Source organism: Mesorhizobium sp. M0106, assembly GCF_040322715.1.
In the GTDB taxonomy this organism is placed as follows: Bacteria; Pseudomonadota; Alphaproteobacteria; order Rhizobiales; family Rhizobiaceae; genus Mesorhizobium.
Window position 1 is genome coordinate 58,275 of record NZ_JAMYUA010000030.1, and the last position, 17,137, is coordinate 75,411.

The following is a 17,137-nucleotide window of genomic DNA, read 5'->3' on the forward strand; positions in this document are numbered from 1 at the left end:
GCGCTCGACGCACCTTTCATGCAGGCCGGGACTGGGATCATGATGTCAGCGCATTCGACAGCTGTCGGCATAGAGGGCGTCCGCAAGGCGTTTGGCGCAACAGTCGCCCTCGATGACGTTTCCTTCGAGATCGCTTCGGGCAGCGCGCATGCCTTGCTTGGCGAGAACGGTGCGGGCAAGTCCACGCTCGTCAAGCTGCTGTCGGGACTGGTGCGGCCCGACGAAGGGCAAATCACCGTTCTTGGTGAACCGGCGCCACTCGGTTCGCCGCGCGCCGCGCACGCCAAAGGCGTGCAGACAGCCTTCCAGGAAATGACGCTGGTGCGCGATCTCAGCGTTCTCGACAACATGCTGCTGCCCTACGCGCCTGTCGGCCCGATCGGCCTGATCAAGCGGTCGGCCGCGCGCAAGGCGGTGCGCCAGCACATTTCAGATCTCGGCTTTTCGGTCGATCTTGATGCCGAGGTCGCGACCCTCGATCTCGCCGTCCGCCAGAAGATCGAGATCGCGCGCGCGCTCTATCGCAAGCCGCGCATCCTCCTGCTCGACGAACCGACCTCGACGCTGTCGGGCGGCGATGTCAAATGGCTGGGCGGCATCATCGCGCGACTTAAGGCCGCCGGCACAACGGTCGTGTTCATCACCCATCGCATGCGCGAGGTGCGGGCCTTCTGCGATATGCTGACCATTCTCAGAAACGGCCGTCATATCGTGACGGCGCCGGTTGCCGACGTCCCGGATGGAGAAGTGATCGAGAAGATCATCGGTCGCAGCATCGCCCAGACCTTTCCGCCGAAACCCGAAAGCGAGGCCGTCTTCGGTCCTCCGGTGCTCGGCGTGCGCGATCTCAAGGCCGGGAGGAAGCTCGACGGCGTCGGTTTCGACCTGCGCAAGGGCGAGATCCTCGGCATTGCCGGGCTTCAGGGCATGGGCCAGCTCGACCTGTTCCTCGCCTGCTTCGGCATGGCCGAGATCGAGCGCGGCCATGTCCTGGTCGACGGCCGCATGGTTTGGCTTGGATCGCCCGCCGATGCGCTCAAGCCCAACATGGCGATCGGGCTGGTACCCGAGGACCGCAAGACCGAAGGCCTGTTCCTGAAACTCTCGGGCCGGCAGAACGTGTCGCTGCCGGTCGTCGCGCGTTTTACCCGATTTGGCCTGATCAGCAGGCACGAGGAGGCGCGGGCCGTACAGTCCGCCTTCTCGACGGTCGAGGTCGACCACCGCGCCATGTGGACGAGGGCGGGGGCGTTTTCGGGCGGTAACCAGCAGAAGATCGCCATCGCCAAATGGCTGGTCGCCGAGAGCCGCATTCTGCTGCTCTTCGACCCAACCCGCGGCATCGACGTCGGCACCAAGCACGAGCTCTATGTGATGATGCGCGACTATGTGGCGGCCGGCGGCTCGATCCTTCTGCATTCAACCGAAATTCCCGAGCTGGTCCATCAATGCGACCGAGTGCTCGTCCTCTATGACGGTCGCCTGGTGGCGGAGCTTGCCGGCAACCACATCACGGAAGGCGCGATCATGCGACCAGCGCTGGGCCACGGCGACTTGGTCCGGGAGGCGGCGGAATGAGCGTGACGAGTTTGCCCGCCGCGGCACCGGCCGCGACTTTGACGCGGCTTCTCGCGCGGCACAGCGGCGCGATCATAGCGGCGATCGTCTTTGCGGTGCTCCTGCTTATCGTCGATCTGGTCAGTGCCGGGCGGCTCACCTATTTCGACATTTCGTTTCTCTCCAGCGGCGGCGCCACCTCGGCACTGGCGGCGATCGGCCAGACCGTGGTCATCCTGTCCGGCGGTTTCGACCTGTCCGCCGGCGCGGTGATCTCGCTGGTCAATGTCGTCCTGGCAAAAGGCATGGATCCGATGGCGACCGGCACCAGTGTCGCGCTGTGGACCTTGGCCGGAATTGGTGTCGGCATGCTGATCGGCGCCTTCAACGGCTTCTTCATCGCCGTCCTGCGCATGCAGCCAATCGTCGTCACGCTGTCGACCATGTTCATCCTGCAGGGGGTAACGCTGCTGGTCATGGACAAGCCGGGCGGCTTCGTCTCTCCCGATCTTGGCGCCTTCTATCTCGGTGACGCCATCGCCGGCTGGATACCGATGCCGCTGGTGGTTATTGGCGTCGTCCTGCTCGGCTGGTTCTGGCTCAAAGGCACACGCTTCGGGACGGCGCTTTATGCCGTCGGCAGCGATCCGGATGCGGCCGCTTCGGTCGGCGTGCGCGTCGTTCTCGTGCGCTTCCTGGTCTATGTCATAGCCGGCGGCTGCTACGGGCTCGCCGGCGTCTTCATCAGCGCCCAGACCGGCAGCGGCGATCCGCTCGTCGGCAACCCGTTGTTGCTGTCGATGTTTGCGGCGGTTGTTGTCGGCGGTACAAGGCTGGGCGGCGGTCAAGGCGGGCCGGTTGGCACCGTCTTCGGCGCCTACATACTGATGATGGTCGTCAACATCCTGCTCGTACTCAACGTCTCGGCCTATTATTCGACGATCGCCGAGGGCACGATCCTGATCCTTGCCGTGCTTGCCGGCTCGCTGTCGCATGGCTCCGTGCTCGCCCGCCAACTGCGTGCGCTACGGGCGCGGTTGGGCGCATGGCGCGCCGGAATGCTGCCCTCGCAGATCGATCGCACCGACCGGCGGCTGAGGATCGCGCGTGGCAGCACCGACGACCAGCAGGCGCCGCTGCCGGCCTTCCATATCCGCAATGCCGAGACGCTGCGTTATGCGCTGCCGGCCTATGTCTGCCTGGCCGTCGTCGTGATCGTCACCCAGATCTGGCTCGGACGCGCCATCCTCAACGTCACCTACTGGAACTCGCTGTTCGTGCTGTCGAGCTTCCTCGCCGTCCTGGCGCTTGGGCAAGGCAGCGTAATCCTCACCGGCGGGCTCGACCTGTCGGTGCCGTGGACGATCGGACTCTCGGGCATCCTGCTTGCCGGCATGGTCAACGGCTCGGATGGTGCACTTGCCTATGCGCTGCCGGCGGTGCTGCTCACCGCTTGCCTGATCGGACTTGCCAACGGCATCGGTATCGTCGTCCTCGGCATTTCGCCGATCGTGATGACGCTGGCCACCAACGGCATTCTGCAAGGCGTCGCGCTGCTTTACTCGCAGGGTACGCCGGCCGGCTTCTCCTCGCCGATGCTGCGCTGGTTCATGACCGGGAAGGTATTCGTTGTGACGCCGGTAGTGCTGTTCATGATCGCCTTCGTCGTCTTTGCCGTGCTGCTGCTCGGCCGCACCGCTTTCGGCCGCCGGGTTTATGGCATCGGCAACAGCCTGCGCGCGGCCCAGCTCTCCGGCATCGCGGTCGGGCGCACGCTCATCCTCGTCTATGTGCTGTCGGCGGTCTGCGCGGGGCTCGTCGGCATCATGCTGACCGGCTTTTCCGGCCAGGCCAGCCTCGGCATGGGTGACGACTATCTGCTGCCCTCCATCGCCGTCGTCGTGGTCGGCGGTGCGCTAATCACCGGCGGGCGCGGCCATTATCTTGGCATGCTAGGCGGGGTGCTGCTCCTGACCGCGTTGCAGATGCTGCTCGCCGGCACGACGCTGCCTTACGCGACGCGGGCGATCCTGTTCGGGCTGGTGGTGCTCGGTGCCGTCATGGCGCTGCGCGAAAGGCGGATTCAGTGAAAGGAATGGAATAATGAGCTCAAGCGCACCGGCATCGGCGGACGAATTCCTGACCGGGCTCAAAGGCCAGCGCGTGCTGGTGACGGCGGGTGCCGGCGGCATCGGCTTTGCCATTGCAGAGACGCTGTCGAGGCGCGGCGCGCGTGTCGTGATCTGCGATATTTCCGACGAGGCGCTGGCCGCCGCTCCAGAGAGGCTCACACTCGCCGCCGCAGTCAAAGCGGACGTTTCGCGCGACGACGATGTCGACCAGCTGTTCGAGACCGTCAAGGAGAAGCTCGGCGGGCTCGACGCCCTGATCAACAATGCCGGCATTGCCGGGCCGACCGGTGGCGTCGATGAGATCGATCCGGCAGACTGGCGGCGCTGCATAGATATCTGCCTGACCGGCCAGTTCCTGTGCGCGCGGCGTGCCGTGCCGCTGATCAAGGCGGCGGGCGGGGGCTCGATCGTCTCAATGTCTTCCGCCGCCGGCCGCCATGGCTACGCGTTCCGCACGCCGTATTCGGCTGCCAAGTTCGGCGTTGTCGGCCTGACCCAGAGTCTTGCCAAGGAACTCGGACCGCATGGGATCAGGGTCAACGCCATCTTGCCCGGCATCATCGAAGGGCCGCGCATCGACAAGGTCATTGCCGACCGGGCAAAGCAGCTCGGCGTTTCAAACGAGGAGATGACGCAGCGCTATCTGCAAAACATCTCGCTGCGCCGCATGACCAGCCCATACGATGTTGCCGCGATGGTCGCCTTCCTGCTTTCCGATGCGGGCGTCAATATTTCCGGCCAGTCGCTCGGCGTCGACGGCAACGTTGAGACACTCTGAGGGGGAGATCATGGCGAAGGTAGCAATTGTCGGAAGCGGCTTCATCGGGCGAGCGTGGGCGATCAGCTTCGCTCGTGCAGGCCATGATGTGCGCATGTGGGACCAGGCGCCGGCCGCGGCCAGCGGTGCGCGCGACTATATCGCTGGCGTGCTCGGCGACCTTGCCGCCAACGATTTGCTGCGGGGACAGGCGGTCGATGCCGTGCTTGGCCGCATCACCATTGTGGCGGAGCTTGGCGACGCCTTGGCCGATGCCGTCCACGTCCAGGAGAACACGCCGGAAAACCTCCAGGTGAAGCGGGAAGTGTTCTCCCGGATCGACGCCCTTGCCGGTCCGCAGGCGGTGATCGCCAGTTCCACCTCGGCGCTGTTGCCGTCGAAATTCACCGATCATCTTGAGGGGCGCCATCGCTGCCTCGTCGTGCACCCGATCAATCCGCCCTATCTCATCCCGGCGGCGGAAGTCGTGCCTGCGCCATGGACCTCCGCCGAAACGGTGGAAAGGACCCGCGCCTTTCTTGTCGAGGCGGGCCACGCGCCGCTGGTGATGAAGCGCGAGCTCGACGGCTTCATCATGAACCGCCTGCAAGGCGCGCTGCTGGAGGAGGCGTTCCGGCTCGTCGCCGACGGCTATGCCAGCGTCGAGGACGTCGACACGGGCCTGCGCGACGGGCTGGCGCTGCGCTGGTCGTTCATGGGTCCGTTCGAGACGATCGACCTCAATGCACCGGGTGGTGTGCGCGACTATGTCGAGCGCTACCAGACGATCTATTCCAACATCTTCCCGCAGATGCTGCGGCGCGTCGACTGGGCCGGCGAGGTCATGGAGACCGTCGAGGCCGAGCGCCGCAAGCGGCTGCCGCGAGAAGAACTCGGCGAACGGCAGGTCTGGCGCGACCGCCGGCTGATGGCACTGGCGGCGCACAAAAAAAAGTCGGATCAGGAGTTTGGACGATGACGCAAACAAGCCGCAAGCCCGGCGCCCAGCAACCCAGCGGGAAGGTCATCATCACCTGCGCGGTGACGGGGGCGATCCACACGCCGACCATGTCGCCCTATCTGCCGATCACGCCGGACCAGATCGCCCGCGAGGCGATCGCGGCGGCGGAGGCTGGTGCGGCGATCCTGCATCTGCATGCCCGCGACCCCGAGACCGGCAAGCCCGACCAGACGCCGGAGGCGTTCGCGCGTTTCCTGCCGCGCGTCAAGCAAGGCACCAATGCCGCCATCAACATCACCACCGGCGGCAGTCCCTACATGAAGGTCGAGGAGCGTGTGCGCCCCGCCGCCCAGTTCAAGCCGGAAGTCGCCTCGCTCAACATGGGCTCGATCAATTTCGGGCTCTATCACCTCGTAGACAAATACGAAACGTTCAAGTTCGACTGGGAAAGACCGCACCTGGAAGCGACACGTGATCTGGTCTTCCGCAACTCGTTCAAGGACATCGAATATATACTGGCGACCTGCTACGACAACGGCACGCGCTTCGAGTTCGAGTGCTACGACATCGCCCATCTCTATAACCTCTCCCATTTCGCCGATCGCGGGCTGGTGAAGCCGCCGTTCTTCGTGCAGTCGGTTTTCGGCCTTCTCGGCGGCATCGGCACCCATCCGGAAGACGTCGCCCATATGAAGCGCACCGCCGACCGGCTGTTCGGCGAGCAGTTCCGCTGGTCGGTGCTGGGTGCGGGCGCCAGCCAGTTGCGCATCGCCGCGCAATCGGCAGCGCTTGGCGGCAACATCCGCGTCGGGCTTGAAGACAGTCTGTGGGCCGGAAAGGGCAAGCTTGCCAAGTCAAATGCCGAGCAGGTGGTGCTTGCCCGCAAGATCATCGAAGGCCTCGGCATGGAAGTGGCAACGCCCGATGAGGCCCGCGAAATCCTGTCATTGAAAGGCGGCGACCAGGTCGCGTTTTGACCTTTGCCGCAGAGCGCCGAAACAGAGGAGGACGGCATGAAGATCGAAGTCGTGGTGGACGTGAAGACCACGCTGGGCGAGGGACCGCTGTGGGACGTTGAACAGGAGCGCCTCTACTGGATCGACAGTTTCGACGGGCGTGTGTTTCGGGCGACCGCCGACGGCCGCGAGATCCGTTGCTGGGACGTGCCGATGAAGATCGGTTCGATGGCATTGCGCAAGGACGGCGGTGGCGCGGTGGTATCGCTGCAGCGCGGTTTCCATCTGCTTGATTTCGCCACCGGCGAGGTGACGCCGATTCACGATCCGGAGCCGGACAGGCCGATGAACCGGCTCAATGACGGCAAGGTCGATCGGCGCGGCCGCTTCTTCGCCGGCTCAATGGACACGATGGAAGAGGGACCCTCCGGCGGGCTCTACCGGCTCGATCCGGATTTCTCCGTTACCAGAATAGATTCCGGCATCATCTGCTCGAACGGTCCGTGCTGGAGCCCGGACGACCGCACCTTCTATTTCGCCGACACCTGGACCGGCGAGATCTGGGCCTACGACTATAATATCGAAACAGGTGCCGCCGACAACCGGCGCACCTTCACCCGCGTCGATACCAGCCGGGGAGGGGCGGCTGACGGCTCGACCGTGGATGCGGAAGGATTCCTGTGGAACGCGCTGGTCTATGACGGCAGGCTGGTGCGTTACGCGCCCGACGGCAGCGTTGATCGCATCATCGACATGCCCGTCAAGAAGATCACCAGCGTCATGTTCGGCGGGCCGAAGCTCGACACCCTGTACGTCACTTCGATGGCCAAGCCGCCGCTGCCGCGCTTTCCAAGCGACGGTGTCTTGCGCGGCAGCCTTTTTGCCATCACCGGCCTGGGTGCAACGGGAGTTCCGGAGCCAAGATTTGCCGCATAAATCGGTGCTTAATGGCGATCATCCTCCCCGCCTCTTGGTGCCACCCCAACCTCCCGCCGCAGGGCAACCGGCGCTGGAAGCTCGTGCAGTGCGGTTCTGGCCTGGGGTCGTGTCAGGAACTAAGAGCACGATGGCGGCAGCACGGCAGGCGCTGCGCGAGCCATCACCAGTCCCGTGTTGAGGGCATGTGGGTTTCCGCCATCAACCGCTTCGTCATCGACCACAAGCTGCAGTCATAGCCCTTCGTCTGGACCGACGATCCGACAAAATCATCACGGCCGCCGCACGCAGGCACCAGGTGCTGCAGTCGATCCATAGCATTGGCTATAGCAGTGTGGCGGTCTGCGAGTATCCACTCTCCGGCAAGCAAGCCTGGAAAGCCCGTATATTCCGGAATAAAGGAGTCTCGCCGATGAGCACCACCGTCACCGCCGCCGCCGTCTCGAAAAATGGGGCCACCGAGCCGAAACGACCAGACTAGGAAGCCAATTGACCACAATACTTGCCTGATATGCTGCCCCGGTTGCGCGCTCCAGAACGGTCACTCGTCGAGCCAGTATTGGCGGGAACAGCCGAACTGGCGCGAGGCGACAGATTGGCGCTTGGCGACAAATGCCATTGCGGAGAGACTCCGGAGCGAGTTGTTCGCTTTCGCACCAGGCACGATCGTGTAACCCTGATCGACCAGTTGCAATTTCAGCTCCCTAAGATGCCGTTTAAAGCCGTTCTCGATTTGGCTCCGAGGGTAGCGCCATCCGTTCCTGCACGCTCGGATGAGGACGTCGGAATACAATTCGGCACTGACGGCTCTCGTGGCATCTTCGGAAATCAGCTTGCCACCAGATTGCCTGCCTTCGGACAAGCATGGTCCAGCCGACAAAGGCAGCACCAGCATTGCGGCAAAGATAGATGACTTTGTCATGGATACCTCCTGTTACAGAATGGATCGGGGTCTGCGACCCGACGAAACCCTATCGACAGGAAAGCCTAGAATTGCTGGCGGTCGGATGGGATCGTTCAAATGCAGTGTTTTCGAGATCGCATCTGTAGTATTTTGCCGTGCCGGGTCGACCACAACTCGTAGCGGATCGGAGACCTGAAGCGATGCTTCGCGCCGTGAGCAATCCTCTGACCAGTCTGTCGGACCGGGAGCGGGTGGTCGCTGCAAAATTCGCCCAGGGGATGACCTATCGTGAAATCGGCGAGACGCTCTTCATAGCGCCGACTACCGTGCGGACCCATCTGTCGGCCATCTATCGGAAACTCGATATTCGCAACAAAGTGGCGCTTGCAAGCTTGCTTGCCGACCAACACGAGCAAGACACGGGCCAGGCACCATCCGGTGACCTTTCGGTAGAGGGCTCAGGGCCAACAGTCGTTGCGGTTCTCCCTTTCGACAATCTGAGTGCGGACGAACCATGGAACCGCCTGGCCGATGGCTTGTCGGCGGACATCATGGTCGATCTGGCTCGCTACCCCGATCTTGCGGTCATCGCCCGCCAGACCATGCTCTCGTACAAGGGACGGCGCGATGACGTGCGATCCATCGGGCGGGAACTGAATGCGGATTATCTACTTGAGGGGACCTTGCAGGCGGCAGCGCAGCAGCTGCGGATCTGCGTCCAACTCGTCGACGCGCGCACTGGAGTCGATTTGTGGACGGTCCGCTATGATCGATCAGCGGAAGATCTGTTTGCGATGCAGGACATGGTCACCGAAAACGTCGTCAATGTCCTTGCTAGCTGTTGCGGCAAGCTCGCAAAACTTCGACGTGATGTCGTCCGTCGAAAACACCCCGCCAGCCTTCGTGCCTATGACTACTATCTGCTCGGCGTCGAGCAGCACAATTTTTACACGCACGCTTCGAATGCGGAAGCGGTGCGGCTTCTGACGCGTGCCATCGAGCTGGACCCGGGCCTTGCCAGAGCCTGGACTGTCTTGGGGCTGGCGCATGCCGTCGCCGCCATCAATGCGTTTACCAATAAACCTTCCGTCGCAAAGGAGCGCTGGAAACTGTGCCTCGAACGAGCTTTGGCGCTCGACGCGGGTGATACCCATGCGCGCATATGTCTAGCCGAGCTGCGGGCCTTGCAGGGCGATCTCGATGCCACAGCAAGAGAACATGATCTTGCCTTGGCGGCCGCCCCGCACGATGCCGATACCCTCGCCTTGCTTGCCGGAGGAAAGGCATTCGTGACAGGCGACCCGCAGGAAGGATATGAATTGGCGAACCGCGCGATCCGTCTCAATCCACATGTTTCCTGGTACTATAGCATGCTGGGCCGGTCGAGCTTCGTTGTAGGTCTCCACAGGGAGTGCCTGACCGCGTTCAGCCAAGCTCCGCCGGACTCGCCTGCAACGCTGCTGTTCCAGGCCATGGCGCACGCCATGCTCGGCGAAACACCTCAGGCAATAAAAATTGCCAACCGGTTGGCGAGAGAATTTCCAGACATTTCGGCCGAAGGATTTATCGGCTCCTATCCAGTCACCAATCCTCCCGCAATTGCCGCGATCCGGGAGGGCGCCCGCCGCGCGGGGCTGGCCTAGCTTCAATTGAGATACCATTGTGGAGCCCTCGGCACGACCCTGTTGATTGCCTGTGTGTCGTAGACGCTCTCGGCTACGCGCAGGCGCAGAATCCGCTCACCATCATTGCACCAGTGTCTGGTCAGACTGTTGATGGGACGCTCTCCTTTTCCGGGACGGCTTCCGTCAACAGCATTCCGCTAAACTGTCGTAAGCGCGTACCGGAAAGAGCTGGAAGCGCACGGCCAGGTCGATCGATTGCAGAGCGCATCGGATGCGGACCGCGTCCTCCATCTACGACCGCACAAGATTGTCAACAATCTGTAAAAGTTTTGTTGACAGATAATAGATTTGAGCCCTCACTCACAAAACTCCGCGTATCGGTCGAGTTCTGTCGCAACAATGCGCGGCCTCCAAAGGGGAAAGAACAATGATCAATAGACGTTCAATAATCACATACGCCACGCTCAGCGCAGTCTCTGCGCTGGCAATCATGGCCGGCGGCACAATCACGGTGCACGCCGCCAACAAGGAACTCAAGATCGGCTTTGTCGGCGTGACGAGTGGCGCGGCCGCTGCGTGGGGCACATCCAACGTCCGCTCGATGCAGACGCGCGCCGCCTGGATCAACGAAACCGGCGGTGTGAAGATTGGTGACGAGACCTATGACATCAAAATCGTCACCTTCGACGATCAGAAGGACCCGAAGCGGGCGATCGCCGGCATGGAGAAGATGGCCCAGGAGGGCATCCACTATGTCGTCGGTCCGAATGTCGACGACGGCGCGGCGGCGGTGCGTCCCGTGGCAGAATCCAAGGGCATCATCTATTTTCCCTACGCGTTCCCGAAGGAACTCTACACCCCGCCGGCGTCCAACGCCGTGCTCGGCATGATCGCCAACTACCAGTCAGCTCCGGCGATCTACAAATATCTCATGGAAAACAGGGGCGTGAAGAAAGTTGCCTTTGTCGCCGCCAACGAATCCGATCCGCTGAGCCAGCGGGATGGCGGTGTTGCCGCGGCAAAGGCGCTCGGGCTCGAGGTTGTGGCAGCCACGGATGTCTACCAAAACGATACCCGCGATTTCACACCGGTACTGACGCCGATCGTTTTGCAAAAACCGGACCTGCTGGTGCTTTCGGGTGTCGCGCCCGGCAATGCGCCGCTGCTGATCCGCGCCGCGCGCGAGCTCGGCTACGAAGGCCTGATCTCCACCGAAACGGCGCAGGATGCCAAGGTGCTGGAAGAGGGCGCGGGCGAGTTGGCCAACGGCTTCATCTCAGTCGGCGGCGCATCGACGCCCGAAATCGCGTCCGACATGATGAAGGAGTTCGTCGACCGCTATACGAAAATGTTCGGCGAATACAATGACGAGTCCAACACCAAGGTCTACGCGCTCGAATACATCATCGAGACGCTGAAGGCGAACCCGGCCGCGATCGACAATGTCGAGGAGTTCAAGAAGACGATCGACACTTTCTCGGCGCCCAATCCCTATCTGAAGGGCGATGCCAAGCTGACCTATGTCGGAATGACGTCGTTTGGCCAGAAGCGCCAGCTTTCGGTCCCGATGGTGGTTACGGAATACCGCGACGGCAAGTTCGAGACGCTCTTCGTCGCTCAAGTCGATTGACGCAACTGCACTGAAGCGGATTGCCGCAGAGGCTCGTGCATTCGCCTTGAGCCTCTGAATGGCCGGGAACATCCTGATGGAACAAGTCATCGCCAACGGGCTTTATCTTGGCGCGCAATACGCCTTGATCGCGCTCGGTCTGACCCTGATCTTCGCTCTGATGAACGTGCTTAACTTTGCCCATGGGCAGATGTACGTTCTCGGCGGCTTCATCACCTACACCGTCTATGGCCAGCTCGGCATGCCTTTCGTCGTCGCGCTCGTTGCGTCCGGGATCACGCTGCTGGTCATTGGAGCGCTGGTCGAGAAATTCCTTTTCAGAACGGTGATCAAGCGAAGCGTGCGGGAGGAAAGTACGATGCTTCTCGCGGCGGCGGTCGCATTCTTCCTCGACGCCGTGATCCTCCTCCTGTTCGGTGAAAAGCAGCGCGGCGTGCCGAAGATCGTCAACGGCGTCTTCGTCTCCGACAGCCTCATAATGCCTTACGACCGGCTGCTGGTCGGCGCACTCGCCATACTGTTCATCGCCTCCTTCGTGCTTTTCATGCAGTACAGCAAGCCGGGACGCGCCATGCGGGCGCTGGCGCAGGACCGGGTCGCGGCGCAGCTTATGGGCGTCGAGGTCGACCGCTATTCGATGATCGGCTTTGCGCTCGGCGCCATGCTTGCCGGCATAGTCGGCGGGCTGCTGGTCGCCATCACCGGCGTCAATTCGGGCATCGGCGGGCCGATCTCGATCAAGGCGTTCTTGATGGTGATGATCGGCGGGGCCGGCGTGGTCAGCGGAGCGATCGCCGGCGGCTTCATCCTCGGCATGATGGAATCGGTCGGCCTGACGGTGCTACGCCAATATGGCGACGTCACTTATCTCGTCATCTTCGCCGCGCTGATGGTGTTCCTGAGCATCCGCCCGAACGGGCTCATGGGCAAGCCGTGGGGGTGATCGACATGAAGCGTACACGCAACATTCTCGGCGTCGCTGTCTTCCTGCTGGTCGTACTCATCGGCGTGCCCTGGCTGATCGAGGCGACCGGTCGGCTCGACCTCTACTACACGCTGACTTCGGTCGCGCTGCTCAGCATCGCCAGCGCCGGGGTGTGGGTGACTTTCTACATCGGCCGCATCAATATCGGCCAGGGCGCCTTCGCGCTTATGGGCGGCTATGTTTCGGCCATCCTTGTCGTCCAGTATGGTGTGTCGTTCTGGCTGACACTGCCGCTGGCTGGGCTGTTCTGCGCCGCTGCAAGCGTGCTGATCGGGCTGCCCATCCTCAGGCTTCGCGGCGTCTATTTCGCCATGGTCACGCTGGTTTTGACCGAAGTGGCGCGGCTGCTCGCGCTGGCACTGCCGATCACCAACGGAGCCAAGGGCATGGTCAGCATTCCGCTCCCCGGCGGCATCTCGATCTTCGGGCTGACCATCCTTCCGGATTTCGCGACGCTCGCCAATCCGCGTCCCGCCTTCTATCTGGTGTCGGTTGCGCTGATGGTGCTGTGCTTTGCCGGGCTTTACCGCCTTGTCCATTCGCGCATCGGCAAACTCTGCCAGTCGTTGCAGCAGAACGAGGAACTGGCCTCCTCGATCGGCGTCAACATCGCCTATCTGCGCGTCATCGCTTATGCCATCTCCTCATTCCTCGGCGGTCTCGGCGGTGCGATGTTCGTCGCCATCTCGCAATCGATCTATCCGTCGAGCTTCACCGTCACCGACTCGGTGAACTTCATGCTGAACTGCTTCCTCGGCGGTCTCGGCCACGTCTTCGGGCCGATGATCGGCACCTTCGTGCTCTATTTCGGCTGGGATTTCCTGTTTGAGACCGGCGAGTTCCAGTTGCTGATCTTCTCTTCGGTGCTGATCGCGCTGATGCTGTTCCTTCCCAACGGCCTGCTCAGCCTCAGGCTGTTCGGCAAGAAGCAGGGCTAGGACCATGACTGAGCTTCTCCAGATCAAGGCAGTGACCAAACGCTTCGGCGGGCTGGTCGCGGTCAACAATGTTTCCTTCGCGGTCCGCGAACGCGAGATCCTTTCCGTCATCGGCCCCAACGGCGCCGGCAAGTCGACGCTGTTCAAGCTGATTTCCTCTTTCCTCAATCCGACCTCGGGCGAAGTGCTGTTCCGGGGAGAGCGGATTTCAGGCCTGGCGCCGCATATCGTCGCCCGGAAGGGCGTGGTGCGCACGTTCCAGGAGACGACGATCTTCAAGGGCATGACGGTGCGCGACAATGTCATAATCGCGCATCACCTGCGTTCCAATGCCAGCCTTGCCGGCTTCTATCTCGGCACGAATACCGCACGGCGCGACGAGGATGAATTCGGCCGCTCGGCCGACGAGATCATCGACTTCCTCGATCTCGGCGCGCAACGGCATGAGATCGCGAGCACGCTGCCGCACGGGCATCTGCGCGCGCTGGGGATTGCCATCGGCCTCGCCACCAACCCGACCGTGCTCCTGCTCGACGAACCCTTTGCCGGCATGAACCATGACGAAACCGTGCGCGCGGTGGAGATGGTGCGCGGCGTCCGCAAACGCGGCGTGACTGTCCTGCTGGTCGAGCACGATATGCCCGCCGTCATGAACATTTCCGACCGTATCGTCGTCCTGAATTTCGGCGTCAAAATCGCCGAGGGAACGCCAAAAGAAATCCAAGAGAACGAAAAGGTCATCGAAGCCTATCTCGGCGCCGAAGACGAGACGATCGGATTTTAGCCATGAACGAACTGCTGAGCGTCTCCAATGTCGAACTCTACTACGACCACGTCTATGCGCTGAAGGGCGTGTCGCTGAGCGTCAACGAGGGCGAGACGGTAGCGCTAATCGGCGCGAACGGTGCGGGCAAATCGTCAATCCTGCGCGCCATCACCGGCCTGAAAAAAGTCCGCAGCGGCGAGATCCATTTCCAGGGCCACCGCATCGACGGAACGCGCCCGGACGAGCTGGTCAGGATGGGCATCGGCATGGTACCTGAGGGTCGTCGCGTCTTTTCCTACATGACGGTGCGCGACAATCTGATGATGGGCGCCTTCACCCGCACCGACAAGGCCGAAATCGCAAGGACGCTGGACATGGTGCTCGGGCGCTTCCCGCGCCTGAAGGAACGCTATTCCCAGACGGCGGGTACGATGAGCGGCGGCGAACAGCAGATGCTGGTGATCGGGCGGGCGCTGATGGCCAAACCGAAGCTTCTGCTGCTCGATGAACCCTCGCTCGGCGTCGCGCCGAAGCTCGTTCAGGACATCGCCCGCTCGATCGTCGCGATCAACCGCGATGAAAAGGTCAGCGTGCTGCTGGTCGAGCAGAATTCGCGCATGGCGCTGCGCATCTCGCAGCGTGCCTACGCACTGACGACCGGAAAGATCGCGCTGGCCGGACATTCGGCTGAGCTGCTTGGCGACGACCGGGTCAAGAAACTCTATCTCGGCGGCGAAATATGAAAGCGCAAATGGACGTACTCGTCGTCAATCCCAACACCACCGCGTCCATGACCGAAAAGATCGGCGAGGCGGCGCGCCGCGCGGCTTCGGCCGGCACCAGGATCATCGCCGTCAATCCGAAGGACGGGCCGCCGAGCGTCGAAGGCTATTTCGACGAGGTCTTCGCCATCCCGGGAATGATCGGCGAGATCCAAAAACATCCGGCGGCGAGCGCCTGCGTCATCGCCTGCTTCGACGACACCGGCCTCGACGCAGTACGCTGCGTCGGCGAGATGCCGGTGGTCGGTATCGGCGAAGCGGCGTTTCACATGGCGAGCCTGATTGCCGGCAAGTTCAGTGTGGTGACGACGCTGTCGCGTTCGGTGCCGGCGATCGAGCACAATCTGGTGCGCTACGGCCTCGCCAGCCGCTGCGCCAGGGTGCGGGCCAGCGACGTTCCCGTTCTGGAGCTCGAAGTGCCCGGCTCCAACGCCCGCCATCGAATTTCGGAGGAGATCGAGCGCGCCATCCGCGACGACCGAGCCGAAGCGATTGTGCTGGGATGCGCCGGCATGGCCGACCTCGCAGCCGCGCTCAGCCGCGAACATAGCCTTCCCGTGCTCGACGGCGTCGCCTGCGCAGTAAAACTCTGTGAGAGCCTCGTCGGCCTTGGCCTGTCGACCTCAAAGCGCGGCGGCTACCAGGTTCCACTCGAAAAATCCTTCGCCGGAAGCTTTGCGTCCTTTTCGCCCTCCGGCCGTGTATCCTGATGCGTGCAAAATTGTTGACATTCCCACACAGGATGTTCGATGTCCGGCCGGAAACGCGGTGTTCGCGCCGCTAAGCGATCCGGCCGCCGGGACAATGAGACGATGGACCTGCTTGGGCCAAAGCCACGGGATGGCGACAAGCCGACGATGCGCTGGTTTCCGGTCTATGCCGGCCTGCGCGACGCCATCGTCAGCCACCGCCTCGCACCGGGCACAAAACTACCCGAGGACGAACTCGCCTCGATCTATTCGGTGAGCCGCGCGGTGATACGCGCGGCGCTGCAGGCGCTGTCGCATGACCGCTTGGCTCGGCTCGAGCCGAACCGCGGCGCGTTCGTCGCCCAGCCGACCAGGCAGGAAGCGCGCGAGGTGTTCGAAGCGCGGGCGCTGATCGAGCCCAAGGTCGCGGCGCTTGCCGCCGAAGTGGCAAAGCCGGCCGAGATCGCGCAACTGCGGCTTCATCTCGAAAAAGAGCACGAGGCCCTGCATGCCGGCCGCGACAGCGACGCCATCATGCTGTCGGCAAAATTCCATGTCGGCATCGCCGAAATCGCCGGCCATTCTATCCTGACCGGTTTCGTCAAAGACCTGCTGTCGCGGTCGTCGCTGATCATCGCGCTCTACTGGCGCCGCCGCGACACCACCTGCGAAAGCCACGCCCATCACGCCCTCGTCGATGCCATCGAAAAGCACGACGCACAAAACGCCTCCGACCTGATGCAAAGCCATCTCGTCGACCTGCTGTCGGGCCTTGATCTGTCGCTTGGCGAGAAGAAGCCCGAGAGCCTGTCGGACATCTTGCGCTGATCTGCGCTGTCAAACTCTTCGCCAAGCTTCGCATTGCAGATGTCGTCGCGATGCTGGACGAATATCGGATCACCCGCAACCGGCACCGGCCAACGAAGCTCGCGCGTAAGTGGCTCTCAAAGCTAGTAAAGCCGAAGTGCCATACTGGATCGCCCCCGATCGGGCGCTCACGGCGAAGCCAGGATGCACGTCACCCCGCAATCCTGACCTGGCGCCTACCTCTGAAACGTCCCAATGCGACATTTCTACTTGCCAGTAACGCGACATTCGAACTTGGTGCAACATGATCCCAGGTTGATTGGCGATCCTGCCCCCGGTCCACCCGGTTCCGAAACGGCACCATGCGCCATCTTGGGACGTTCGCCAATGCGGCGGGGAACTTCGCGATCCGACCCTTCTCGGACCTTCCCTGAATGCAAGATCACGGGCAGGTTCTGACCCTATTCCCGACCTTGACAGCCAAGTGCAATATGCGCCAGTTGCGTCTTCGTTCGTTGCAAGCTTTGACACGATATGATTCAGCATTGTTGGGCGGCAGCCCGAGGATTGAAACCGATATTCGCCCCACTGGAATGTCTAACGCGACTCCGTCATGATGTCCCAGCCCTGTCGAGCGACGCTGCCAAAGCCGTTGACGCCAACGCAGGTGATGAGGGCAGGCTAGACCAGTGCAGCAGATCCGCCCGGCGAC

At 62.4% G+C, this 17,137-nt stretch carries 15 protein-coding genes; 14 read left to right on the forward strand and 1 reads right to left on the reverse strand.

Annotated features, from left to right (window positions below):
• Nucleotides 1-39: 39 nt before the first annotated feature.
• From NKJ55_RS24870 to NKJ55_RS24895, 6 genes are read left to right on the forward strand one after another with little or no spacing between them, the layout of a single operon-like run.
• Nucleotides 40-1,578 (forward strand): sugar ABC transporter ATP-binding protein, encoded by a 1,539-nt coding sequence (locus NKJ55_RS24870; RefSeq protein ID WP_502904511.1) that lies wholly within the window; start codon nt 40-42, stop codon nt 1,576-1,578.
• The gene (locus NKJ55_RS24875) at nt 1,575-3,647 is read left to right on the forward strand and encodes an ABC transporter permease (RefSeq protein WP_352452186.1); all 2,073 of its coding nucleotides are present in this window, start codon (nt 1,575-1,577) and stop codon (nt 3,645-3,647) included. The genes NKJ55_RS24870 and NKJ55_RS24875 overlap by 4 nt, the downstream gene beginning before the upstream one ends.
• A 13-nt stretch (nt 3,648-3,660) precedes the next feature.
• Nucleotides 3,661-4,467 carry an SDR family oxidoreductase gene (locus NKJ55_RS24880; RefSeq protein ID WP_352452187.1) on the forward strand — a complete coding sequence of 269 codons (807 nt, stop codon included), beginning with the start codon at nt 3,661-3,663 and terminating at the stop codon, nt 4,465-4,467.
• A gap of 10 nt (nt 4,468-4,477) precedes the next feature.
• Nucleotides 4,478-5,425, forward strand: coding sequence for a 3-hydroxyacyl-CoA dehydrogenase (locus NKJ55_RS24885; protein WP_352452188.1), 948 nt, complete (start codon nt 4,478-4,480; stop codon nt 5,423-5,425).
• Nucleotides 5,422-6,384 (forward strand): 3,5-dioxohexanoate:acetyl-CoA acetone transferase, encoded by a 963-nt coding sequence (kce, locus tag NKJ55_RS24890; protein ID WP_352452189.1) that lies wholly within the window; start codon nt 5,422-5,424, stop codon nt 6,382-6,384. The genes NKJ55_RS24885 and kce overlap by 4 nt, the downstream gene beginning before the upstream one ends.
• A 36-nt stretch (nt 6,385-6,420) precedes the next feature.
• On the forward strand, nt 6,421-7,299 hold the full coding sequence (locus NKJ55_RS24895; RefSeq protein ID WP_352452190.1) for an SMP-30/gluconolactonase/LRE family protein: 879 nt from the start codon (nt 6,421-6,423) through the stop codon (nt 7,297-7,299).
• Nucleotides 7,300-7,840: 541 nt separating this feature from the next.
• Here NKJ55_RS24895 and NKJ55_RS24900 read toward each other — a convergent pair.
• A complete protein-coding gene (locus NKJ55_RS24900; protein WP_352452191.1) occupies nt 7,841-8,221 on the reverse strand; it encodes a hypothetical protein in 381 nt (126 codons plus the stop codon).
• 182 nt (nt 8,222-8,403) lie between these two features.
• Here NKJ55_RS24900 and NKJ55_RS24905 point away from each other — a divergent pair, with 182 nt between their 5' ends.
• From NKJ55_RS24905 to NKJ55_RS24940, 8 genes are all read left to right on the forward strand, one after another.
• Nucleotides 8,404-9,846: a LuxR C-terminal-related transcriptional regulator gene (locus NKJ55_RS24905; protein WP_352452192.1), complete on the forward strand. Its 1,443-nt coding sequence runs from the start codon at nt 8,404-8,406 to the stop codon at nt 9,844-9,846.
• A gap of 409 nt (nt 9,847-10,255) precedes the next feature.
• Nucleotides 10,256-11,458: an ABC transporter substrate-binding protein gene (locus tag NKJ55_RS24910; RefSeq protein WP_352452193.1), complete on the forward strand. Its 1,203-nt coding sequence runs from the start codon at nt 10,256-10,258 to the stop codon at nt 11,456-11,458.
• Between the two features lie 76 nt (nt 11,459-11,534).
• Entirely contained in the window at nt 11,535-12,401 is an 867-nt protein-coding gene (locus NKJ55_RS24915; protein WP_352452194.1) for a branched-chain amino acid ABC transporter permease, read from the forward strand.
• 5 nt (nt 12,402-12,406) lie between these two features.
• On the forward strand, nt 12,407-13,381 hold the full coding sequence (locus NKJ55_RS24920) for a branched-chain amino acid ABC transporter permease (protein WP_352452195.1): 975 nt from the start codon (nt 12,407-12,409) through the stop codon (nt 13,379-13,381).
• A gap of 4 nt (nt 13,382-13,385) precedes the next feature.
• Nucleotides 13,386-14,165: an ABC transporter ATP-binding protein gene (locus tag NKJ55_RS24925; RefSeq protein WP_091600118.1), complete on the forward strand. Its 780-nt coding sequence runs from the start codon at nt 13,386-13,388 to the stop codon at nt 14,163-14,165.
• A gap of 2 nt (nt 14,166-14,167) precedes the next feature.
• On the forward strand, nt 14,168-14,890 hold the full coding sequence (locus tag NKJ55_RS24930) for an ABC transporter ATP-binding protein (protein ID WP_352452196.1): 723 nt from the start codon (nt 14,168-14,170) through the stop codon (nt 14,888-14,890).
• An 8-nt stretch (nt 14,891-14,898) separates the two neighbouring features.
• Entirely contained in the window at nt 14,899-15,639 is a 741-nt protein-coding gene (locus NKJ55_RS24935; protein WP_352452197.1) for an aspartate/glutamate racemase family protein, read from the forward strand.
• Nucleotides 15,640-15,741: 102 nt separating this feature from the next.
• Nucleotides 15,742-16,446 (forward strand): GntR family transcriptional regulator, encoded by a 705-nt coding sequence (locus NKJ55_RS24940; RefSeq protein ID WP_352452202.1) that lies wholly within the window; start codon nt 15,742-15,744, stop codon nt 16,444-16,446.
• Nucleotides 16,447-17,137 lie beyond the last annotated feature (691 nt).

What these genes read in the sequence shown, in the direction of transcription:
- NKJ55_RS24870 (WP_502904511.1), top strand. Translation starts at nt 40, where the DNA reads ATGATGTCAGCGCATTCGACAGCTGTCGGCATAGAGGGCGTCCGCAAG.
- NKJ55_RS24875 (WP_352452186.1), top strand. Translation starts at nt 1,575, where the DNA reads ATGAGCGTGACGAGTTTGCCCGCCGCGGCACCGGCCGCGACTTTGACG.
- NKJ55_RS24880 (WP_352452187.1), top strand. Translation starts at nt 3,661, where the DNA reads ATGAGCTCAAGCGCACCGGCATCGGCGGACGAATTCCTGACCGGGCTC.
- NKJ55_RS24885 (WP_352452188.1), top strand. Translation starts at nt 4,478, where the DNA reads ATGGCGAAGGTAGCAATTGTCGGAAGCGGCTTCATCGGGCGAGCGTGG.
- kce (WP_352452189.1), top strand. Translation starts at nt 5,422, where the DNA reads ATGACGCAAACAAGCCGCAAGCCCGGCGCCCAGCAACCCAGCGGGAAG.
- NKJ55_RS24895 (WP_352452190.1), top strand. Translation starts at nt 6,421, where the DNA reads ATGAAGATCGAAGTCGTGGTGGACGTGAAGACCACGCTGGGCGAGGGA.
- NKJ55_RS24900 (WP_352452191.1), bottom strand. Translation starts at nt 8,221, where the DNA reads ATGACAAAGTCATCTATCTTTGCCGCAATGCTGGTGCTGCCTTTGTCG.
- NKJ55_RS24905 (WP_352452192.1), top strand. Translation starts at nt 8,404, where the DNA reads ATGCTTCGCGCCGTGAGCAATCCTCTGACCAGTCTGTCGGACCGGGAG.
- NKJ55_RS24910 (WP_352452193.1), top strand. Translation starts at nt 10,256, where the DNA reads ATGATCAATAGACGTTCAATAATCACATACGCCACGCTCAGCGCAGTC.
- NKJ55_RS24915 (WP_352452194.1), top strand. Translation starts at nt 11,535, where the DNA reads ATGGAACAAGTCATCGCCAACGGGCTTTATCTTGGCGCGCAATACGCC.
- NKJ55_RS24920 (WP_352452195.1), top strand. Translation starts at nt 12,407, where the DNA reads ATGAAGCGTACACGCAACATTCTCGGCGTCGCTGTCTTCCTGCTGGTC.
- NKJ55_RS24925 (WP_091600118.1), top strand. Translation starts at nt 13,386, where the DNA reads ATGACTGAGCTTCTCCAGATCAAGGCAGTGACCAAACGCTTCGGCGGG.
- NKJ55_RS24930 (WP_352452196.1), top strand. Translation starts at nt 14,168, where the DNA reads ATGAACGAACTGCTGAGCGTCTCCAATGTCGAACTCTACTACGACCAC.
- NKJ55_RS24935 (WP_352452197.1), top strand. Translation starts at nt 14,899, where the DNA reads ATGGACGTACTCGTCGTCAATCCCAACACCACCGCGTCCATGACCGAA.
- NKJ55_RS24940 (WP_352452202.1), top strand. Translation starts at nt 15,742, where the DNA reads ATGGACCTGCTTGGGCCAAAGCCACGGGATGGCGACAAGCCGACGATG.